Origin of the sequence: Acinetobacter sp. V89_4, assembly GCF_029967875.1 — a bacterium.
Taxonomy (GTDB): domain Bacteria; phylum Pseudomonadota; class Gammaproteobacteria; order Pseudomonadales; family Moraxellaceae; genus Acinetobacter; species Acinetobacter oleivorans.
Map to the genome: position 1 here is coordinate 183,920 of NZ_JASCAI010000030.1, position 22,327 is coordinate 206,246.

Genomic DNA, 22,327 nt, shown 5'->3' on the forward strand with positions numbered 1-22,327 from the left:
TGAAATTTCAACTCACTAAACACTCACAACATATTGATCTAGATTTTTTAATGCAAAATGAATCACCTGAGAAAGCTCTTCTTGAGAATATCCATCTCTTGCTTGAACAGATAATCCATGCAGAACGAGCGCGTAATATTGCCCTAAGGTTTTAGGGTCAGCATCTGCGACCAATTGACCATCTGATTTTGCCTGAACAAATCGATCAACCAGACTCTGGCCCCGCGCAATACGCTGTGCTTTCATCCAGTCTAAAACAGCTTGGTTTTCTTCGCCTAGCACACTCGCTGCGGACACAACCATGCACCCATACGAGTGATTGGCTTGCGTGTAAAGTGCTAGCGCATCTTGGAATAATTGGCTGATGGCATCTTTAATATTTTTTTGCTTTAAAGCATTTAACGCGAAATTACCTTCGTTCTTTTCATAGTGATTTACGGCCTCTCTAAACAAGGCCTCTTTTGAGCCAAACGCTTTATAAATTCGAGCTGAGGCAATCCCTAAAACTTCAACTAAATCTGACATGGATGTGCCTTCATAGCCATGAAGCCAGAAAAAATCTCTCGCTTTTACGAGGGCTTCTTCTCGATCAAACTCTCTTGGTCTGCCAGCCATAATGACCCTTTATCAAATTCAGTACGTGTTTTCATTATTATTCGAAAAAAATATTTTCACAAATAAATCAAAGAGATTTATTCAAAATAGTCCAGTTTTGTTTTGATTTTCAAATAAAAAGTTGTTTTTATCCAAAATTCAGCCTATTGTTTGTCGATCGACAACTAATTAGGTTTTATTATGAAAACCATCAAAGGCCCTAGTATTCATCTTGCTCAATTCAGTGATGATGTTTTTCCTTTTAACCGCCTAGAAGATATTGCTGCTTGGGTATCAGGCCAAGGCTTTGAAGCGGTACAACTTCCTGCTTGGGATAAGCGTTTATTTGATGTCAATTTGGCAGCAGAAAGCCAAGATTATTGCGATGAAATCTTAGGTACTTTAAGTAATCATGGCTTAAAAATTAGTGAGTTAACGACTCATATCTTTGGGCAGTTAATGGCTGTGCATCCTGCTTATGACTCAATGTGCGATAACTTTGCCCCATCTCATTTGCATGGCAATTCAGCGGCTAGAACCGAGTGGGCAAAACAACAAATGCTCGCTTCAATTCAAGCATCTGCCCGTTTAGGTCTTAAAGACATGGGGACATTTTCAGGCTCTTTGGCGTGGCCTTATGTATTTCCATTTCCTCAAAGACCGTCAGGACTCATCGAAACGGCGTTTGATGAATTAGCGCGTCGCTGGCTTCCTATTTTGAATGCTTGTGATGAACAAGACGTCAACCTTTGCTACGAAATTCACCCCGGTGAAGATTTGCATGACGGCATTACATTTGAAATGTTTTTAGAGCGAACTCATAACCACCCACGTTGCAATATTCTTTTTGACCCAAGCCATTTTGTTTTGCAGCAACTGAACTATGTGGAATATATCGATATCTATAAAGATTTCATTCGCATGTTTCATGTTAAAGATGCCGAATTTAATCCAACAGGCCGCCAAGGGATGTACAGCGGCTATCAAAGCTGGGGAAATCGAGCGGGTCGATTCCGTTCTACGGGTGATGGTCAAGTTGACTTTAAAGCGATTTTTTCCAAGTTAGCACATTACGACTACGAAGGTTGGGCAACATTAGAGTGGGAATGCTGCCTCAAAAATAAAGACGATGGCGCACGCGAAGGTGCCGAGTTTATTAAGCAAAATATTATTCATGTCACCAATAAAGTGTTTGATGACTTTGCTGCTGCCCCTGTGAATCAGACTCAAATTAATCAGTTATTAGGTATTTAAGGAGTCGTAAGAGATCAACATGAAAACTCAATTATTCAATGAAAACTCACATAACGAATTCCAACATCATTACATTCACATCGAAAGTAAAAAATTACACTACGTGACCTTAGGGGAAGGTCCAGCTGTATTGCTTATTCCGGGCTGGCCGCAGACATGGTACGCGTGGCACAAAGTCATGGTTGAACTGGCGAAACAGGGCTATCAAGCCATCGCTGTTGATTTACCCGGAACAGGAAATTCAGCTCCACTGGATGGAAGTTACGATACGGGGCGTATCGCTAAAATTTTATCAATGCTGATGACTGAAGTTGAGTATCCAACTTATTCGGTTGTTGGTCATGATATTGGGATGTGGGTTGCCTATGCGCTTGCATCTGACTTTCCTGAGTCAGTGACTCGTCTTGCGGTAACAGAAGCAGTGATTCCCGGTTTAGCGCCCGCACCTCCTATTTTTGTTGAGCCGAGTGAAAATATCTTTCTTTGGCACTTCATGTTTAACCAAACCTTAGATTTACCCGAAGCCTTAATCGCGGGCCGCGAAGATACTTATTTAAATTATATGTTTGATAAATGGTCGTGGCACAAAGATAAAGTGGCAACTGAAACTTATATTGAAGCCTATAAAATTCCAGGTCGTTTAACGGCGGGTTTTAATTATTACCGCTCTATTCCAGAGACTATACGTCAAAATAAAATCAGAGAAACTAAAAGTTTAGACATGCCAGTTTTAGCCATAGGCGCTGAACATGCCACAAACAATGCACCTTATGAAACCATGAAAAAGGTTTCACCCCATTTAACCAGTGCGATTGTAAAAGACTGCGGTCATTTCATTATGGAAGAACAGTCAGAAATATTCAGCTCACTCATTTTAGATTTCTTGCAGCAGGAAAAAAGCCATGCCTCTACTTGCTGAAATTGAAAGCTGGCTTAAATCCAGACCAACCACACAAGAAGTAAACTCGTTACAAGAACTTAGGGAGCAAGTAAATAAAGACATCATTGATCAGCAAGGCATTCAACATGATGCAAGTTATCAACAAAGTTTTTATGTTGCTGTTTCAGATGGTACCGAAATTGAGGTTCGTGTTTATGTTCCCCATTCATTAGAAAACATTGAGCAACGACCTGCTTTGGTTTTTGCTCATGGTGGAGGCTGGTGTCTGGGAAGTTTAGACGCATGGAACCGCTCGTGTCGGTTATTAGCAGAAACTACTCAACAAGTTGTATTTTCTGTGGATTATCGATTAGCTCCAGAGTTTAAGTTTCCAACTCCTTTAAATGATTTTTTTACGGCATTCCGTTATATCAGCGAAAATGCTTCACTATTTGGAATTGACTCAAACTGTATAGCTGTAGGCGGAGATAGTGCAGGCGCAAATATAGCTGCCGCCGCATGTTTAATGGCAAAACAACACCCAGAAATTAAGGTGAGCCATCAACTTCTTTTCTATCCTGCTTTAGATGCCACGATGAGTAGCAAATCTTATGACCAATACGCCGAAGGCTATGGTTTGAAGTCTTCTACAATGGTTTATTGCTGGGATCAATATGTGCAAGATGAAAATGAAAAACAAAATGAACTTGTAAGTCCGTTACTCGCTCAGTCTTTAGATGGACTGCCAGATGCAACCATTTTTGTTTGTGAATATGACCCTGTTCGAGATGATGGCGAAAGATATGCTCAAAAACTGTGGGATGCTGGTATTCAGGTGAACTTTCATTTGTTAGACGGAATGATTCACGGTGCAATTCACATGCTGGCCATTAGTCCTGAAAAGGTAAAATCGATCTATAGTAAAATTCACATGTAGATAGATTCGTTTTTATTATTCAGACATATTACGTAGTTGAGCCACTCTCAAAATTGTTTAATTAAACTTTTGGTGTGGCCCAACTTACTTTTAACTATGGATATGGGTTATCCAAGTTCCGCTTATGACACCGTAAACTTAACACTATTATTTTGATAAATTGGCGTAATATCCTTGCCATTGAGTGTCACTTTTTTGTAGGTGCCTTGGACTTTTTTAGCCGATAACACCGTATACGTTCCTGCCGCTAAATTGTCTTTTGTGACGAGCTGCAATGTTCCATTTAAGGTAAGGGTATTTGCCACCTGAACTGCTGGAAGTACATTCGATTTGAAAGTGATGTTGAATGTGGTTCCTGCAAGCTGAGTTAAATTACCCGCAATGGTAACTGTTTTAGCTGAGTTGGTTTTTAATAGGCTATTTTCATGCATATAAATATCGCCTTGACCTGCACCATGCTCAGACAATATTTCTAAACCACCCTGTTTTAAATCAATACCACCAGTAAATGCGTTATTTCCTGTCAGTGCTAAAGTTCCTGTGCCTGATTTGGTCAGTTTACCTGCACCCGTAATATCATTACTCCATTGGTCATATTGGCTAAAGCCACCTAAACTCGCATCCATGATCAGATTAACATCGCCATCAAAACTGCCATAACCTGCACCCGCTCTAAACAGGTTTAAGCGACCATAGCCTTCAATGTCATCCATAACTGGATAACCCGAGGCAAGCACAGTTGATTTCAAAACCACACGGCGCTGATCGGCAGTTAAATAAGGCAGTCGAGTTTCCAATAAAACTTCTGCGCCTTTAGGCACCGTGGCTATTTTTGTTTTATCGCCAATTTGATTAAAACCATAGGTCATCCAGTGACTAACTTGCTGTTTTAATTTTTCAAGATCGGCAAAACGATCATTAGCGTCATACGGTGTTTTAGACAAACTATAAAACGATTCAAATGTTGAGCTATTGGTCTCTTTCATGAGCTGTGTTTGAGCTTGTAAATAAGCTTCTTTTCGTTGCTCTACAGTCATCGCATTTAAGTTTGCAACATCTGCGGCAATGGACTGAAGTCGTCCGCCAATCACGTCCATGGCTGAATGCATTCCCGCAATAATACGTGAATCACCAAGATCTAAACCACGCGCAATCAGTTCCTGATAACGCTGAGGTACTAAATAAGCCATTGAAATTGCATTTCGGCCAGCTTCGGCGGTGTGTCCGCTTGGGAATCCACCGTCAGTTGCAGGCGTACTACTTTTTGCAGACTCTAAACTAGGCACTACAATAACTTCAGAACTCCAACGCCACGGGCGAGCATATTTATAAAAGCGTTTTGCAGACTCTGTTGATGAGTTATTCCCCATCGCTTGAACAAACTCAACGACTTTTCCAAAGTTGGCGTTTCCATCAGCCGTCGTCAGCCCACTATTATTTCCTTTGTCATCATATTTTACTTGTGCGGCATCGGCTGGCACTGAATTGATTGTGGTGGTCTGCCCAGTGAGTTTTCGCCACGGATCAGTCAATGCTCCCATCCCTGTCGTTACGCTATAACTTTTCCCACGTCTATCATCTAAATAGGCACGAATAGCTTCTTCTTCTGTACGCTTATGCGTGGTCTGAATTGAATAATTAATGTTGTAGTTCAATACATCCGCATTCTTTTTTGTACCGTCCGTACTGTCACCCGGTAGACCTGTCCAGTTTGATGCGACTACTGCTGGAAAACCATCTCTTGCCTCAGCAGATTGGCCTGCATCTACAAATAAACTTGAGGGCGTCCATACATCCAAAAAGCCACTCAGCACACGTACCCCAGCATTTGTTTCAACCGTGGCATAACGTGCATCGCCACGTTGATTGGTCATCCACGAATCTACAATGGTGGTGATATTTGATGGGACTGGAGCAGTATCCTCAAAGCCTACGCCCTTTGGCGCTGCAGGTATTTCTTGATTTGCTGCCGAATTATCATCAGAAGAATTGCTGTCATTACACCCTGTAAAAAAGACCGAACAAGAGATAAGAGAAAGTAAAAGTGTATTTATTTTAAAGCTTGACATGATGTGACCCGTTTAATAAATATCCGTATCTTTCATCATTAATGTTTAGTTGTTATTACATATCACTAGTTAATTTAAATTTATTCTAAATAATATCTTTGCAGTTTTATAGGTCGGAACTGCTCATAAGCAAATGGATAAGGAAATTCTTTAAAGACAAGAATATCTAGGTTCAAAGGGTGCAATTGTGAAACATTCTAGGTGATACTATACTCATACTCAGGAACACCATGTTTGGTATGGGCTGATTCGGCTATCGATATAGAATTATAAGAGTACAACCACTCTAATTAGAACTATCAAAAATGATTAAAGGTGCTCTCTATCACACTATCAACAATATACATATAAGGTGTATTTCATATGAATAACTTACAATATTTTGAGCTAAAAAGTGCCAGATCAATTTTATTATTACTTGCGCGTGTACTGCTAGTTGCTCTTTTTCTCATCTCTGGTATACCCAAATTGATGGGGTTTGAGGGCACTGTGGGTTACATGCAATCATTACATACCCCTCTTCCTGTTCTTGCAGCCGCTATTGCTGTAGCAATGGAAGTAGGTGGTTCTCTTCTTATTGTGCTTGGCTTCTTTACCCGTCCAGTTGCTTTAATTTTTGCTTTATACACATTAGGAACTGCAATCATCGGCCATGCTTATTGGAATATGACAGGTGATGCCGTTCATCCTAATATGATTAATTTTTACAAAAATATAAGCATTATTGGGGGATTCATTTTATTAGCGTTCACTGGTCCTGGAACTATCTCTTTGGATAAAAAGTAATATCCTTGAGTTTCTAGTTAATTTAAAAAGCATTGGGCTATACGCAATAAACAAACATAACGAAGTTAATAAAAAAGAGAGCTTTAGCTCTCTTTTTTATTTTAAAAACTCATAAAAAACAAGAAGAACATCCAATGGAATCAAAAACTAATCCGAACTATTCAGATGCGGTAATTGTTCAAGGAAATCATTTAAAGGCACTGGGACTCCCCATAAATAGCCTTGAAACTCAGTGCATCCATTATTTTTAAAAGCACTAAATTGTTCAGTCGTCTCGATGCCTTCTACTAATACTCGAAGGTTCAAATCTAGTCCAATTTTAATAATGCCAGTTACGAGTTTATTGCTACGTTTATCATCCAAAGCTGCCTGTACAAAGCTACGATCAATTTTGATTTGGCTGATGGGCATTTTTTGCAAATAACTTAAAGATGAATAACCTGTACCAAAATCATCAAGGGAAAGCTGAATTCCATTTTTTGACAGGAAATGCATTTTTTCGATCATGCTTACACAATTATTTAAAGCAATATTTTCAGTGATTTCTAAAATGAGCCGCGATGGATTTATCTCATACTGCTGAATCAGCCCGATCACACTCTGCTCAAAGGTAGCTTGCATAAAATGATCAGCACTAATATTGATTGAAAGCGTAAGATCTTTGGTCTCGGCTTTTTTGCTCCAGTCTTGTAAAACTTTGCAGCCTTGAGCTAACACCCACTCCCCAATCTCTGGCATTAATCCAAATGTTTCAGCCGCTGGAATGAAATCTTTTGTAGGCACATAACCTAAAGTAGGATGATGCCATCTTAATAAAGCTTCTGCGCCAATCAACGTTTCAGATGAATTGATTTGTGGCTGATAAAAAAGCTCAAATTGTTGTTTAGCAAGAGCTAAGCGTAAGTCTTTCACCATGCTGTTTTCTATTTGTATCTCTAATTGCATGGTATAAATTGAAATACAAATCATTAATGTGGCAGCACAAGTTGCAATCCATCCGCCATGATTACGAATATCTTCAGATAGCGGTATAGCACTCTCAAGATTAAAAGAGCTTCCACTAAAAAATATAAAACACCCAATCGACAATAAAATTAAAATGAATTGTAAATAGCTTGGCTCTCTGCGGTAATTCAAATACCCCAATATCGCTCCAGCGGGTAAAAATAAATGAGCTACTTGCGGACGATCAACGGTAGCTATATCAAAAAATAGGCAGAACACCACTGGAAAAACCAGTAGTACGACTTGTGAAAGAAGAATACCGGCTGAAATTCGATTTATATAAATAAGAAAAAGGCTAAATATGGAGATCAATGTAAAAAAGATATCCATGTAAACAATCAACCACATTTGTGCAAATGCAAAATAGATGGTCCAGAACAAGCAAAAAATAATGCAAATAAAGATATTTGCTTTGGCTGCAATTGTAAGCTGCTGGTCCTTTACACTGCGGTAATTTTTCTTGTGTTTCTTAAAAAAAGACGAAGCGAACATAAATAAATCAACCATAAAATATTTCTTCATAGACCCCCATCTGGATCATTGATACCCCACTTCAAGATTCACCAATAAAACAAAATGTTTTATTCCTTGTTATTTATACGACTCATCTTGAGAACGTTGTTGTTTTATCGTGGTGGTATAGTTTGGTTGTTTAATTGAACGATGTTGCTTATCAAACACCTTATAATTTTAAAGGATCATCCCCTAACGATACATGTGTCTGCGACTAAGGTACAGGCTCTAAATAGCGAAAAATTAGAACATTATTGTTTCTAGAATATATCGTTCCAATGATTGATATTAATAATAATTATCATTACTATTTAAGAATAATTTAAATGTGTGTTTAATTGCGCTACTCAGTGCCAATTTGTGGACTTCACTGCTATGAACCTCGATGTAGACAAACAGGTATGGTTTAGCCAAATTTACCGTTCTCAGCAAACTACGCTTTTATCATGGTTTAAACACAAACTTCAGCACCATCATCAATCTGAAGACCTGAGTCAGGAAGTGTTTTATCGTGCTTTAAAAAGCGAATATTGTTTTCAAAAAATTAAGGAACCACAGGCATGGCTTATGGGGATCGCCAAACATGTCATTATTGACCATTGGCGCCGTCAGCATATTGAAAATCTCTACCTAGATGCTCTACAGCATCTTCCAGAAGAATATTATCCTTCTGCTGAACATGAAGTTTATATTCAAGAAACCTTATATCAGGTTCATTTAATATTAGAAAAACTACCCACCCGCACGGCTCAGGTCTTTTTGATGTCTCAACTAGACGGCATGACTTATCGAGAAATTAGTGAAAAAATGAATATTTCTGAAGCCACTGTAAAAAGAGATATGAAACAAGCTTTTTTAGCTTGTATAGACCTTTATAATTAACCTTGTTAGCTGCGCTTAATTTGTTACCTTATGTCAGATATTACTAAAATCCCTCCTCATGTTTTAGATGCAGCCGCAGACTGGTTGGTAATCTTACATTCGGGTGAAATGACCGCATTACAACAACAACAATTTGAGCAATGGAAGGCCGAAAAAAAAGAGCACCAGCTAGCACTCCAGCAAATGGAAAAATTCAGCCACGGTTTATCAAACCTTGCAGGCAACTTCCCTTCCGAAGCTTTAGTTCAGTCTAATCAAAAATTTAATCTCGCTGCAAAACGCAATATGCTGTTAAGCCTTTCAGGTTTAATGTTCGTTGGTTTGTCTGCCTATTTCATACCTTGGGAAAAATGGCAGTCGGACTACCACACCAAAGTGGGTGAAATTAAAAAAGTATCACTAAAAGATGGCTCACAACTGATTATGGCAAGTGATTGCTATGTCGATGTAAATTTCACGCAAGAGAAACGTCAGATAAAACTGATTGATGGGGAAATTTATGTTGAAACAGCAAAGGATGCTCAACATCGACCATTTATTGTCGAAACCAAGAATGGTTCAGTAGAAGCCTTAGGTACTCAATTTACGGTTCGCCAAGAAAATAGCGAACAGACCAAAGTCAAAGTCTATAAACATGCGGTCGCAATTGAACCCGAGAACTCATCTAAACAGCAAATATTAAAACAAGGTCAACGTGCTTTTTTTGATGAAAAATATATTTCAAAATCTCTGCCTCTTGATAACGATCAGCCCTATTGGACCCAACAACTTTTGGTTGTAGATCAATGGCCACTTCAAAAGGTGCTGGATGAGCTATTTCGTTATAAAAAAGGAAGCTACCATCTCGACCCAGAATTAAAAAATATAAAAATTTCGGGCGTATTTTCTCTAAAGAATCCTGAGCAAAGCTTAGAAACTTTGGCCTATAGCCATCAACTTGAACTGAACTATTACAGTCCCTATTTGTTAAATATTAAAAAAAGATAAAAAAATGTGACCCTTTTTTTGATCTGGTTCGACTTATAGAGAAATACACTCCCTGTCGAGAAGACCACATGAAGGATTATCAAGCAAAAAGTAAATTGGCTTTGGCTATACGTGCAGTGCTATGGAGTACGCCATTGGTGGTCACGGCGCTTACCTCAACTTCTATTTACGCTGCGCAAACTTATAGTATTTCAATTCGCCAGAGCACGCTTGATCAGGCCATTAAACAACTGGCTATTCAAACAGGTACCACCATTAGCTACGATAATGCCAATCTTTCAAAAACAAAAAGCAAAGTGCTTCAAGGCAATTACGCTGTTGAAGAGGCTTTAAGTCTGTTATTAAAAAACCATCCATTTGAAGCCGTTAAAGTAAACAACGGTGGTTACAGCATCCGAGTAAAGGCTCCACCCGCTCCAATTGAACCCAAAGTTTTCCAGTTAGAAGCAATTAAAACAAAAGCAAATAACAACAATGAACTTGATACGGCAGGCAGTGAAACAGGTACGGCGCATTTAGCAACAATTCATGTTAATGCTGATCATGGTGAAAATTTAACAACCGAAGGTTCAGGTTTATATACGGCGAAGGCGACCACCGCTTCTAATGGCTTAGCTTTAAGTTTGCGAGAAACACCTCAGCTGGTCAGTGTCATCACCAATCAACAAATGAAAGATCAGAATCTCACCCAATTAACCGATGTTGTCAGTCAAGCAGCAGGACTCTCTATTAAACAAGGCGGCAATATTGGTAGTGATAATTCACCTATTTACGCTCGCGGCAAAGAAGTAGATAGTTATTTACTCGATGGCGTGAAGCTCATGAGTTCATATGCAAGTATTTTCCAAAGTCAGGACATGGCATTATTTGACCGAGTCGAAGTCGTGCGCGGTGCAAATGGATTAATGACAGGCGCTGGCAGTGCAAGCGCAAGTATTAATCTGGTCCGAAAAAAACCATTACAAGACTTTAAGGCTTCGGTGAGTGCTGACATTGGTTCTTGGGATTCTTACCGTACCGATATTGATGTTTCTACACCCCTTAATGAGTCTGGAAGTATTCGTGGTCGTACCCTTTTTGCCTACCAAAAATCAGACTCTTATATCGACCGCTACAATGAAGAACGTAAAGTTGCTTATGCAGTCGTAGAAGCTGATTTAACAGACCAAACCAAAGCAAGTTTAGGTGCAAGTTACCAGCAAATTGATTTGACTGGTGTGGCTAGAGGTGGTTTACCAAGCTTTTATACAGATGGCACACTCATTAATTGGTCCCGTTCAGATTCAGCGGCAGCAAGTTGGACGGGTTCAGATCGCTCAACGACATCTTACTTTGCCGACATTGAGCACCAGTTTAATGACCGCTGGAAATTAAAAGGTGTAGTATCTAGAACCATTACCGATTCAGATGAAATTGTAGGCTATACCTACTCAAGTAAAGGGATCGATAAAGCTACTGGTAGCGGGGCGATGTTATATGCAACCCGTTGGGATTATCGTCCTACTCAAGACTTGTTCAATTTAACTTTGAATGGTTCATTTGATTTGTTTAATCAAACTCATGACGTGGTGTTAGGCACGACTTACACAAAAAGTAAAAATAAACGTCCCACCTATTCTGGCTGGAATAATGGGATGACATGGGATGGAACTCTAAAAAATATTTTTGCTTGGGATGGCAGTACACCTAACCGCCCTGAAACAAAAATAGATGGTTGGTACAGTGGAGATGATCGTAGCCAATCTATTTTTGGTGCTGTTCGCCTTAAAGCCACCGACAATCTTGCAGTCATTTTAGGCACTCGAATTGAAGACTGGGAACGCGTAACGGGCGATCATTCAGATGCTAAGAATACGACTACCTACACAACACAAGAAGAAAGTGGCAAGGTAATTCCATATGTGGGCATTACCTATGATTTCACTGACAACTGGACTGCGTATGCAAGCTACACCAATATTTTTTCACCACAAGATAAGAAAGCCGTTACAGGCGAATACATAGACCCATTAATAGGTAATAGTACCGAGCTGGGTATTAAGGGTGAGTTTTTTGATAATCAGTTAAATGTTGGTGCTGCTATTTATCAAACTAAAGAGGACAATACAGCGATTGCATTAGCAGATGTATTTGCCCCAGATGGTTCTCAAGCCTATCGCACAGAATCTGGTACAAAAAACCGCGGGTTTGAAATTGAAGCGACAGGTAAGTTGACTGATTTATGGCAAGTTTCCACAAGCTTTAGCCGTAACCTATCAAAAGATAGTCAAGACAACCGATTAAATACCGGTGTGCCCAATAATACAGCCAAACTGTTTACCACCTATACCCTACCTTATCTTGATGAAGCCCTCACCATTGGTGGCGGTGTTCGTTGGCAAAGCGAAATTTATGAAAAAAATGCGGTCTCTACAACGGGTAGATTCACTCAAGAAAGTTATGCTTTGGTCGACTTAATGGCACGTTATAAGGTCAACAATAATCTAATGCTCAATTTTAATGTTAATAACTTATTTAATGAAAAATACCATTTAGCCACCACAAATAGCTATTACGGCGCTCCGACTAATTTCCGAGTGGGTGTGAAATATGAATGGTAAATAAATTACTCGACGTTTAAAAACCTTACTTCAGAGGCAAATAATGTTCTTCTGAAGTAAGATTAAACTGGCTTAATCAATTGGAATGAAATATTTTTGGCTAAGCTCAGGCTATAATATTAGACATGCTCTATTATTTTATTTAACTCTCATATGAAGAATGTGTTTTCTGACAGCAAACAAATTAGACAAGTATCTAGTTTCTCTGAACTTGTAAATACAAAGTTCAAAGGAGAAACAAATGCGATTTGCTGGCACAGAAATTTGGTTGGCGACTTTAAAGAAATTGTGAATAAACTTCATTTAAAAGAAAATATTACAGAAGTTTCTATTGAAGACTTGTTAGCACTACAACTTTCAGAAAAAGGCAATTTGGCGAGAGAAATCATTTTAGAAGATATCGAGCTGTTAACTGAATTTGGCGCATCACCTGTACTTAATTTGCTTAAAAACTATGAACGTGATGAAGAACTAGATTACATTTCAACAGATGTATATTCATTTCACGTTGACCGCTCTCCCATTGAAACTGATACTTTCTTATGTACCTATCACGGCGCTACCAGTGATATTGTTTCCAATGATCAGGTTGAACAAAAAGTTTTAATTTCCGAAATTAGAGAAAAGCTCAAAGAATTACATGACGGTCCAGAGACTAAATTTGAAGCTTTCTTGGCAGAGTATTTCTTTGATTTGCATTATCAGCCTAAACCCAATGCTCAACCTGTAAATTTAGGCATGGGACATATTTGGCGTTTGGCCGTAGATCATCCAACTCAAAAGGTTTTGCCTTGTGTTCATCGAGCCCCTGTTGAAAAAGATGGCGAGTATCGGTTGCTGTTGATTTGTTAGGGATTGTCACCTAAACACTTACAGAGTTTTTAAAAGAAGAAAATCATCACAGTGTTACCAGAGTAGTGCCTCCACCCGTTCAAGTGACTTTACTTTATCCACAGCAGCATTTCACTTGGCACAATAACCGATCTATAAGCTTCCCCCACCATCAACATTTAGAACTTGACCAGTAATAAAGCCTGCATGATCTGAGAGTAAAAAAGATACCGCATGTGCAACATCTTTAGGCGTTCCAATCCTTCCTAATGGAATACTATCCAATATTGCTTTCTCGGCTAAACTACCGATTGGTCTGGTTTTCCTAAAAAGTTCCGTTTCAATTGGTCCTGGTGAAACACAGTTGACTGTTATTCCAAATTCAGCCAGCTCAATTGCCCAAGTTTTTGTACAACCCACCAATGCACTTTTTGCTGCTGAATAAGCTGTTCTATCTTTTGCCCCGTAAATCGCCCTACTACCAATATTAATAATTCGACCAAATCGTTGTTCTTTAAGTTGTTCAATAAAGTGTTGAGTCACTTGTATAGCAGCTCTTACATTTAAGCTCCAAACTTCGTCTAAGGCAGGAAATGTAATCTTGCCTAAAGGTTGAGGTAGACTAATTCCTGAGTTATTCACTATTCCGTGTATAACATGAGATTTAGAGATTAAAGCTAAGGTTTCTTCAGTTTGTTCTATATTTGATAGATCACAACTAAAAAGCTCTCCAGAAAAGTTTATATCCTTAATATTTCTAGCAATTCCAATTACGTGATGCCCCTGTAAAGACAATTCATCGCTAATTGCTTTTCCAATACCTTTTGTAGCGCCTGTAACTAAATAAGTGTTTTTCATAGCTAATCCTAAATAATAAAATAGTTTCTGGTTCGCTCTCCCCCGTTAACTACAAAAATAATAAAACGCTAACTATGATTTTTTATGACGATAAACAGATTTATATAAATTAAAGAAAACTATAATCAATATCCCCAAAATGGACATGACTTAATTTTGATTTACTTATTTCAAATTAAGAAGTAGCTATATTTCTATGAGTTGAAAAATTGTTATAGTCATTCAGCTTTAACTTGCCTTCTAAAAGATTATTTTAAACAGCTAGATGGAATTGTTTAAGTTTCAGTAAATGCATTAAAAAGAGTACCGAATAATGAAAACCTCTGTAGATGAGAAAAGAAAAATTTTCCGTGATCTCCATAAAGACGGATGTTTTATTTTACCCAATCCTTGGGATGCAGGCAGCGCAAAGGTACTCGAACAACTTGGCTATAAAGCACTTGCAACAACAAGCTCGGGCTATGCATGGTCTTGTGGAAAAGCAGATGGTCAACTAGACAGAGATGAAACATTAGCACATTTACGTTACATAGTTCAGTCGACCAATCTTCCTATTAATGCTGATTTTGAAAGTGGGTTTTCAGATACTACTCAAGGCGTTATTGAGAATGTTCTGATGGCAATTGATACAGGTATAGCGGGTATTTCTATTGAAGATTCGACTGGAAATAGTGAAAAGCCGCTTCGTGATATTCCTGATGCTGTTGAAAGAATACGAGCAGCTCGCTTAGCAATCGATCAAAGCGGAACGAATACAATGCTTATCGGCCGTGCTGAAAACTTTTTTGTTGGTGTGCCAGATTTAGAAGATACGATTAACAGATTAAAAGCATATTCAGAAGCTGGTGCTGACTGCCTGTATGCACCCGGTATCAAAACACGTGAACAAATCATTGCTGTCGTTAATGCTGTTGCACCAAAACCCGTGAACGTTTTAATCGGCTGGGATAGTGATTTAACAGCAGCAGAGCTTGCAGATTTGGGTGTAAGACGTATTAGCTTGGGTGGAGCATTAGCTCGTACAGCTTGGGATGGTTTTATTAAAACAGCGAGTGCTATTGCCGAATCAGGTAACTTCCATTCACTCAATACTTCAGTTTCAAGTAGTGATCTAAATAGTCGATTTAAATAAGATTTGGGTAAAACTCTTTTTTGATAACTTTCAGACAGGACATCTGTTATGGCCCCAAACATCATGCTTTCAAGTAAACATATTCGGTTACGCCTTTTAAAGATTGAAGACTCAAGAGATTTAGTCGCCGCTGCATCAGACGGAGAACTATGGAACCTCCCTTTCACTGTCGTACCTTCAGCAGGGACAATAGAGGACTATATTCACCACGCACTAGAAGGTTATCAAGCGGGTACAGTTCTTCCTTTTGTTGTTGAAGATATCGCTACAGGAAAAATTATTGGGTCTACCAGATTTTGGAAAATAGATAGAAAAAATTTAAAGTTAGAAATTGGAAGTACTTGGTACTCAAAATCTTGGCAGCGAACATATGCCAATACAGAGGCAAAATATTTGCTTCTTAAATATGCCTTTGAGGAATTAAATTGTGTGAGGGTTCAGCTTACAACAGATGTACTCAATGAAAAATCACAGAATGCGATTTTAAGACTTGGTGCTCAAAAGGAAGGTGTTGTAAGAAATGAGAGAATTATGCCCGATGGAAGAAAAAGGAATTCTGTCAGATTTAGTATCATTGATGAAGAGTGGCCAAACATAAAAGAGAATCTTATTAAAAAGTTAAATTATTAAAAGTCTTATCGTACAATAGTTTAAAGCATTTATAGGCGTGTAAACTCACCCATTAAACTTTGGTTTACTGGTAGTCGATTTAGTATGTTCAATTTGCTATTCCTAACCCATAAAACTGAGTTTCCCAACAATATTTTTTCTTTTATTAATATATAACGTTCACACGTACCCAATCTTCATATTTGGTAGCTTGAACATTGGTACTTGATGTAATTGCCCCATGAATAGGAATATTTTCTTTCATCCCTGTGGCAACTCCTGAATATATTTTACTTCCCTGGCCTCCCCAAATTTGAGTATGACCAGCATCTTGATACAGTACATATGCAACAGATGCTGGGCTGGCAGCAGATTTAAGTTCAAAGTTATTGTCTGAAGTTACCGCCAATTGATACGGCGTATTTTGACTACATTGCACGGATACATCGGTTCTTGCAGCAGCAACTGGCTGAGAACGAACCACTGAACCAAAATCTAAATTCCCTTGTGTAGAAACTTCACACGTTTCAATAATCGTTAAACTGACCCTCAATGATGTAGATGCATTTCCAGCATCTGCACTATTTATTGTCAGCATACTCATAAGAGAAAATAAAGTGTATTTAAGGACTTTCATTTCTTCTCCTTAACTTTTTGTTCTAATGTCTATTCATCTTTATATTGTGTTTTTTCTGTTCTGGTTAAAGAAACAGCTTCAGGATCTTTTAGTTATAAAACTTAATATTGCACACTGTCAATAAATACTAAACGCATGATTTGAATGTTATTTTATAAACCGTGACGTATTACACGCAATCTAACTAATTTAAAAATTAGTTGATGTTTTTAGTCCTCTTCAGCATAAGTTCCATCATTCCTTATCAAACTGTATATCTACTTAATCTATCTCTCATTCTAAAAATTATTAATAATTTATTATCAGCTTTTAAAACCTTATTTAATCATTCTGTCCATTCTCGCAATTGCATAAATAAATTGATCAAAATAATATCCATGCAAATAGATTATAACTTCACATATTGTTTAGCTTAAAGATTCAATACCAAGAAAACTGTGAAGTTAAATTTAAAATGAATAATTCAGACCTTTAAAACCATCCATTTTTAATTTGAGAAATGCTTGATATGAAAAAATATTTACTCTTACTTTTACTTAGCTTTTATTCGATTCATTCATTTGCTTCGGACAAATTACATGGCAGTGTTTGGAAAACAATTGATGATGCAACCAATCAACCAAGAGCACTGGTAAGATTCAGCGAAGATAAAAATGGCAATCTATCTGCGAACATCGAAAAAATACTTGTTCCAAATGAGGCCAACAAATGTACGATGTGTGAAGGTACCTACAAAAACAAATCTTTGATTGGCCTAACCATTGTCAAAAACTTAAAAAGTGTTGGTCAAAATAAATATGACAAGGGATCTATCCTCGACCCGCAGTCAGATAAAACTTATAAATTTAGTGTAACCGTATCACCAGATGGTGAAAAACTTACCGCGCGTGGCTACATTGGTATTTCTGCAATTGGCCGAAACCAAACGTGGTATCGAATTAAATAAGCTCCTAAATCGTTAAAAGCCCTATTTATAAATTGCATGGTTTTTTGAAGTCATTATTTACCTCAAAAGCCATGTAATTTTTTGAATATTCTTAAGTTAATTAATAATTTTAATCATGTACTAAACCTATAAATAATTTTTTAAAAGCTCTTATTTTTTTCATGCATCGATTTTAACTCAAAATATAACTACCAATTTTAAGTGATAAATAATTCTTTTTTAATGATAAATATAAACTCATCTTTGCATATATCCATTCCACTTTTTCATATTTTTATTAATCATAAATTTTCACTAAGATCGAATAAATTTCGAAAATTACTGGAAATATAATGTTGTTTGCAACACGTTTTCACTTAAAAAACGCTGTCTTATCAGTAGGGGTTCTCAGCTTTGCACTTTTAACCGGTTGTGGAAATAATTCTCAGCAAAATAATGAAACTAAGGCAGAAGCTTCTCAAACTGCGCCTGCCGCTGAACTGCCTAAAGAAGTACGTTTTGCTTGGGGTGGTGGTCCACGAGTTTGGGTTCTTGGTAAAGCTGATGGAGATTTTGAAAAAGCTTTAGGTACAAAAATTAAGTGGGTTGAATTTGCTTCGGGTGCTGATGTAATTAATTACTTTGCCGCAAATGAAATTGATATTGCTCGTTTTGGCTCAAGCCCAGCTGTTGCAGGTATTACGCGCGGATTACCAATTGAAATCATTGGTTTGGAAGGTCTAATTTCTGGTGCAGAACGTTTAATCGTTCGTCCTGATATTAAAAATCTGCAAGGTCTGGTTGGTAAAAAAGTTGCCTTCCCTGCCAACTCCACCGCTCAATATGCTTTGGAACAAGCGCTTGCATTAAATAAAATCGATAAATCAAAAATCAAATTAATTCCACTTAAGCCTGCTGAAATTGTTTCTGCATGGACACGTGGTGATATTGATGCAGCCTATGTTTGGGGACCATTTACTCAACAGCTAGAGAAAGAAGGCGGTAAAGAAATTTATCGTACAACGACACTGAATGAAAAAGGTATTTTGGTTTATAACAACTTCGCTGTCCGTAAAGAGTTTGCAGAAAAACACCCTGACCTTGTCATTAAATTCTTGAAGGCTTACCAAGATCAAGTTGATGAATATAAACGTGATCCTAAAGCTGCTTCTGAAAAAATCTCTAAATACTTAAGTCTTCCATATGACCAAGTCGAAACTACACTTGCTGGTATCGAATATATTCCATTGAAAGATCAAGCCTCTGAAAAATATTTAGGTGCAACATCAAACGATGAGAACTCTGGCTTGGCTAAAGCAACTCAAGATATTGCTAAATTTTTAGTCAGTATTGGGGAGTTGAAACAATCTGATGTTCCAAAGAGTTATGCGCCTAATATCGACAGTAAATACCTTATTGAAGCGACAAAATAAGGTTATGAAATGATTCAGTTGAACCCGTTTAAAGTAAAAGTGATTAGTACATTATCGCTAATCACTTTTGTGATTATTTGGCAGCTTGTGTGTACATTTAAACTTGTCTCACCCATTTTGTTGCCCTCTCCTCTACAGATTTTAGATACAGTTTTAGATTTATTTAAAAACGGTTACCGAGATGCTCCTTTTTATCAACACATTTTAGTCAGCACGGCGCGTGCCTTCTTTGCATTCTTCGTTGCAATCGCTATTGGTGTGCCTTTGGGATTATTAATGGGCCGTAGTCCTGTACTTAATGCCATTTTAGATCCATTTGTACAATTCTTACGTCCAATTCCCAAAATTGCCCTCATTCCATTGGTGGTTGTGTGGCTAGGGATTGGTGAGGAATCTAAATTTTTCCTTATTTTTATTGCGACTTTACTGAGCGTTATTGTGGGTGCAACCGCAGCAAGCCAAAACGTTCCATATGGTTTGATTCAAGCAGCACAAACCATGGGCTTAGGAAAAGCAGCAATCTTATTCCGTGTCATTTTACCTTCTTCACTTCCTGAAATTTTCACCACCATTCGTTTATCTATTGGTATTGGTTGGACATCATTAATTGCAGCGGAAATGGTTGCAGCGACTTCTGGTTTAGGCTGGATGATTATTAATGCGGGTTCTTATTTACGTACAGATGTGGTGATTGTCGGGATTATTTTACTTGGAACAATTGGCTTTATTTTAGATTGGCTCATTGTGAAAGCACAGCAAAAATGGGCCCCTTGGACAGGAAAAGCATAATGACTCAACCCTTTATTGAGCTAAATAATGTTCAGAAAATATTTAAACAAAACAAAACGGAAAATACGGTCTTAGAAGATATTAATCTAAAAATTCCTGAAGGTCAGTTTGTTTGCTTACTTGGGCCTTCTGGTTGTGGTAAATCAACTATTTTGAACTTGCTTGCTGGTTTTGAAAAACCAACTTTAGGTGAGATTTATGTAGATGGTCAAACCATCTCAGCACCGGGCATTGACCGAGCTGTTGTATTTCAACAAGCTCAGTTATTTCCATGGCTCACAGTAAAAGAAAATATTCAATTTCCACTTAAGCAATCAAAAGCTGAGCCTAAATATATTGCTGAGCAAACTGAATATTACTTAGAAAAAACGGGTTTAAAGAAGTTTGAACATCATCGAATTTGGCAAATCTCAGGTGGTATGAAGCAACGGGTTGCCCTTGCCCGTGCGTGGGTTATGAAGCCAAAGATTTTATTAATGGATGAGCCTTTCGGGGCTTTAGATGCTCAAACACGTATTTTGATGCAGGAAACACTGACTCAGCTTTGGCAAGATAATAAAACTACCGTTTTATTTGTTACTCACGATATTGATGAATCTCTACTTTTAGCAGATCGCATTATTTTAATGGCAGGCCATCCCGGGCGTATTGCCGAAGATATTCAAGTGAATTTACCTCGTGCGCGTAGTATTGAAAATATTGCGCCACAGCAAGAATTTATTGAAACCAAAAAACATATTTTAGAAATTATGCGCAAAGAAGTAAGCCGCATGATTGATTACATACATTAAATTTTAGGACATTATTATGTTATTAAGTCATTTACCGCGCGTTCAACTGGTTCATGCGCCTACTCCACTAGAGTTTTTACCTAACCTAACTAAAGCGTTAAATGGTCCCCAGATTTACATCAAACGAGACGATGCTACAGGGCTGGCTACAGGCGGTAATAAAACCCGCAAATTAGAGTTTTTAATTGGTGATGCACTTGCAAAAGGTGCAACCCATGTACTTACTCAAGGTGCAACTCAATCTAACCATGTTCGCCAAACAATTGCAGCAGCAAATAAATTTGGTTTAAAGGCATCTGTTTTACTCGAACAACGCGTTAGTGATGGTACAGATGAATATTACAACAATGGAAACTTATTGCTCGACGAGATTTTAGGTGCAACATCAATTGAGGTTGTTCCGAGTGGCACCGATATGGTGGCGGCTTTAGAAACTAAAGCAAAAGAATTAGAACTACAAGGTGAACGTCCGTACATTATTCCGGGCGGTGGCTCAAACGCTATTGGTGCTTTAGGTTATGTCTCAACAGCAATTGAATTAATTAACCAACTTAACCAGATTCAACTGGCTCCGACTCATCTTGTACATGCAACAGGTAGCACGGGTACTCAAGCTGGCCTTTTAGCAGGTATTGCGGTAACTCACTCAAACTTACCAGTACTCGGTATTAGCGTTCGTGCCGAAAAATCCAAACAAGAAGAAAATGTTTATAAACTTACTCGTGCAACTTTAGAACATCTGGGTTTAAGTGCAGATCTTATTGCTCGTGAAAAAGTGATTGCGAATAGTGACTATGTTGGCGATGGCTACGGTATTCCAACTGATAGCATGGTTGAGGCTGTTGAATTGCTGGCTCGAACTGAAGGTATTTTGCTTGACCCTGTTTACTCAGGTAAAGGTTTTGCAGGCTTAGTCGACCTCATCCGTCAGAGTCATTTCACTAAAGATGACAAAGTGATCTTCCTTCATACAGGCGGTGCCGTAGGTCTATTCGGTTATCGTAAAACCTTTTCTAACAAAGATGCATACCGTTTGTAAGATGACAGAATTTTCACAACTCCCCACCCTTGGAATTTTGGGTGGCATGGGACCGGGCGCTGCTGTTGATTTTCAACAGCGTCTGCTCGATGCAAGCCCTGCCACTAAAGATCAGGAACATATTCCAACAATTGCTTGGAATCACGGCGGTATTCCTGACCGACAACTTGCACTTAAAAACCTAGGTGAAAGTCCTTTAAATGCCATGTTACATGGACTAAAAATTTTAGAGCGTAGCGGTGTCTCTAAAATCGCCATTCCATGTAATACCGCACACTTCTGGCATTCTGACTTACAGCAACACACCCCTATTGAAATCTTAAATATGGTTGAAATTACGGTGCAACAGATTTTAAAGAATTATCAATCGGGTGATAAAGTCGGAATATTGGCAACCAAAGGTGCCCTTTCTACTCAGTTGTATCAACATGAGTTAAGCAAGCATGACATTCCTTTTGTCATTAATTCAGATGAAGAAATTGAACAGGAATTTATGCCCGCTGTTTATGCTGTAAAACGTAATGAATCGGCAAAAGCGGGTATCGTTTTTCAAGAGTTAAGCCAAAGACTCATAGATCAAGGTGCTGGTTCGATTATTTTAGCTTGTACAGAAATTCCAATTGGGTTACATGCAATCCAGTCTCCAATTTTAGATGTGAGCTTTGATACCACACAAATTTTGGCAGATGCTTGTGTACATTGGTTTTATCGGAATACACAACTCTAAAATAATGTTCTTCGAATCTAAAAACTGAATAATTAGCCGAAACCAAACG

The 22,327-nt window shown here is 38.1% G+C and carries 21 protein-coding genes; 16 read left to right on the top strand and 5 right to left on the bottom strand.

Annotated elements, in window-relative coordinates; translation table 11 throughout:
- Positions 1-15 precede the first annotated feature (15 nt).
- Positions 16-615: a TetR/AcrR family transcriptional regulator gene (locus QLG01_RS18265; protein ID WP_282497117.1), complete on the bottom strand. Its 600-nt coding sequence runs from the start codon at positions 613-615 to the stop codon at positions 16-18.
- Positions 616-795: 180 nt separating this feature from the next.
- On the opposite strand from QLG01_RS18265, the gene QLG01_RS18270 reads away from it, so the two are divergent.
- From QLG01_RS18270 to QLG01_RS18280, 3 genes are read left to right on the top strand one after another with little or no spacing between them, the layout of a single operon-like run.
- The gene (locus QLG01_RS18270; RefSeq protein WP_282497118.1) at positions 796-1,848 is read left to right on the top strand and encodes a sugar phosphate isomerase/epimerase family protein; all 1,053 of its coding nucleotides are present in this window, start codon (positions 796-798) and stop codon (positions 1,846-1,848) included.
- Positions 1,849-1,867: 19 nt separating this feature from the next.
- Complete coding sequence (locus tag QLG01_RS18275) at positions 1,868-2,767, top strand: alpha/beta hydrolase (RefSeq protein ID WP_282497119.1); 900 nt, start codon at positions 1,868-1,870, stop codon at positions 2,765-2,767.
- Positions 2,751-3,665, top strand: coding sequence for an alpha/beta hydrolase (locus QLG01_RS18280; RefSeq protein ID WP_282497120.1), 915 nt, complete (start codon positions 2,751-2,753; stop codon positions 3,663-3,665). Before QLG01_RS18275 ends, QLG01_RS18280 begins: the two co-directional genes overlap by 17 nt.
- A gap of 122 nt (positions 3,666-3,787) precedes the next feature.
- Here QLG01_RS18280 and QLG01_RS18285 read toward each other — a convergent pair whose 3' ends face one another.
- Complete coding sequence (locus QLG01_RS18285) at positions 3,788-5,734, bottom strand: phosphatase PAP2 family protein (protein WP_282497121.1); 1,947 nt, start codon at positions 5,732-5,734, stop codon at positions 3,788-3,790.
- A 363-nt stretch (positions 5,735-6,097) separates the two neighbouring features.
- On the opposite strand from QLG01_RS18285, the gene QLG01_RS18290 reads away from it, so the two are divergent.
- Entirely contained in the window at positions 6,098-6,520 is a 423-nt protein-coding gene (locus tag QLG01_RS18290; protein ID WP_209733215.1) for a DoxX family protein, read from the top strand.
- A gap of 147 nt (positions 6,521-6,667) precedes the next feature.
- Here the strand turns inward: QLG01_RS18290 and QLG01_RS18295 are convergent, their stop codons facing one another.
- Positions 6,668-8,047, bottom strand: coding sequence for an EAL domain-containing protein (locus QLG01_RS18295; RefSeq protein WP_282497122.1), 1,380 nt, complete (start codon positions 8,045-8,047; stop codon positions 6,668-6,670).
- A 366-nt stretch (positions 8,048-8,413) separates the two neighbouring features.
- On the opposite strand from QLG01_RS18295, the gene QLG01_RS18300 reads away from it, so the two are divergent.
- The 4 genes from QLG01_RS18300 to QLG01_RS18315 all read left to right on the top strand — a co-directional run bounded on the left by QLG01_RS18300 (position 8,414) and on the right by QLG01_RS18315 (position 13,359).
- Positions 8,414-8,920: a sigma-70 family RNA polymerase sigma factor gene (locus QLG01_RS18300; RefSeq protein WP_282497123.1), complete on the top strand. Its 507-nt coding sequence runs from the start codon at positions 8,414-8,416 to the stop codon at positions 8,918-8,920.
- A gap of 30 nt (positions 8,921-8,950) precedes the next feature.
- Positions 8,951-9,907, top strand: coding sequence for a FecR family protein (locus tag QLG01_RS18305; protein ID WP_282497124.1), 957 nt, complete (start codon positions 8,951-8,953; stop codon positions 9,905-9,907).
- A gap of 68 nt (positions 9,908-9,975) precedes the next feature.
- Complete coding sequence (locus tag QLG01_RS18310; RefSeq protein ID WP_282497125.1) at positions 9,976-12,507, top strand: TonB-dependent receptor; 2,532 nt, start codon at positions 9,976-9,978, stop codon at positions 12,505-12,507.
- Between the two features lie 153 nt (positions 12,508-12,660).
- Complete coding sequence (locus QLG01_RS18315; RefSeq protein WP_199942349.1) at positions 12,661-13,359, top strand: DUF1826 domain-containing protein; 699 nt, start codon at positions 12,661-12,663, stop codon at positions 13,357-13,359.
- A 132-nt stretch (positions 13,360-13,491) separates the two neighbouring features.
- On the opposite strand, the gene QLG01_RS18320 is transcribed toward QLG01_RS18315, so the two are convergent.
- Positions 13,492-14,196, bottom strand: a complete 705-nt coding sequence (locus QLG01_RS18320; RefSeq protein ID WP_282497126.1) for an SDR family oxidoreductase — start codon at positions 14,194-14,196, stop codon at positions 13,492-13,494.
- Between the two features lie 313 nt (positions 14,197-14,509).
- Here QLG01_RS18320 and QLG01_RS18325 point away from each other — a divergent pair, with 313 nt between their 5' ends.
- Both QLG01_RS18325 and QLG01_RS18330 read left to right on the top strand, forming a co-directional pair.
- The gene (locus QLG01_RS18325; protein WP_282497127.1) at positions 14,510-15,328 is read left to right on the top strand and encodes an isocitrate lyase/phosphoenolpyruvate mutase family protein; all 819 of its coding nucleotides are present in this window, start codon (positions 14,510-14,512) and stop codon (positions 15,326-15,328) included.
- Positions 15,329-15,376: 48 nt separating this feature from the next.
- Positions 15,377-15,958 (top strand): GNAT family protein, encoded by a 582-nt coding sequence (locus QLG01_RS18330; RefSeq protein WP_282497128.1) that lies wholly within the window; start codon positions 15,377-15,379, stop codon positions 15,956-15,958.
- 145 nt (positions 15,959-16,103) lie between these two features.
- Here the strand turns inward: QLG01_RS18330 and QLG01_RS18335 are convergent, their stop codons facing one another.
- Positions 16,104-16,574 (bottom strand): spore coat U domain-containing protein, encoded by a 471-nt coding sequence (locus QLG01_RS18335; RefSeq protein ID WP_151823205.1) that lies wholly within the window; start codon positions 16,572-16,574, stop codon positions 16,104-16,106.
- Positions 16,575-17,082: 508 nt separating this feature from the next.
- Here QLG01_RS18335 and QLG01_RS18340 point away from each other — a divergent pair.
- The 6 genes from QLG01_RS18340 to QLG01_RS18365 all read left to right on the top strand — a co-directional run bounded on the left by QLG01_RS18340 (position 17,083) and on the right by QLG01_RS18365 (position 22,278).
- Positions 17,083-17,520, top strand: coding sequence for a DUF2147 domain-containing protein (locus QLG01_RS18340; RefSeq protein ID WP_049837319.1), 438 nt, complete (start codon positions 17,083-17,085; stop codon positions 17,518-17,520).
- Between the two features lie 332 nt (positions 17,521-17,852).
- Positions 17,853-18,932 (top strand): ABC transporter substrate-binding protein, encoded by a 1,080-nt coding sequence (locus tag QLG01_RS18345; protein ID WP_144731108.1) that lies wholly within the window; start codon positions 17,853-17,855, stop codon positions 18,930-18,932.
- 9 nt (positions 18,933-18,941) lie between these two features.
- On the top strand, positions 18,942-19,721 hold the full coding sequence (locus QLG01_RS18350) for an ABC transporter permease (RefSeq protein ID WP_282497129.1): 780 nt from the start codon (positions 18,942-18,944) through the stop codon (positions 19,719-19,721).
- A complete protein-coding gene (locus tag QLG01_RS18355; RefSeq protein ID WP_262770723.1) occupies positions 19,721-20,512 on the top strand; it encodes an ABC transporter ATP-binding protein in 792 nt (263 codons plus the stop codon). Before QLG01_RS18350 ends, QLG01_RS18355 begins: the two co-directional genes overlap by 1 nt.
- A gap of 16 nt (positions 20,513-20,528) precedes the next feature.
- Positions 20,529-21,551 carry a D-cysteine desulfhydrase gene (locus tag QLG01_RS18360; RefSeq protein WP_192454859.1) on the top strand — a complete coding sequence of 341 codons (1,023 nt, stop codon included), beginning with the start codon at positions 20,529-20,531 and terminating at the stop codon, positions 21,549-21,551.
- Between the two features lies 1 nt (position 21,552).
- Complete coding sequence (locus tag QLG01_RS18365) at positions 21,553-22,278, top strand: amino acid racemase (RefSeq protein ID WP_199944805.1); 726 nt, start codon at positions 21,553-21,555, stop codon at positions 22,276-22,278.
- The last annotated feature ends 49 nt before the right edge of the window (positions 22,279-22,327 follow it).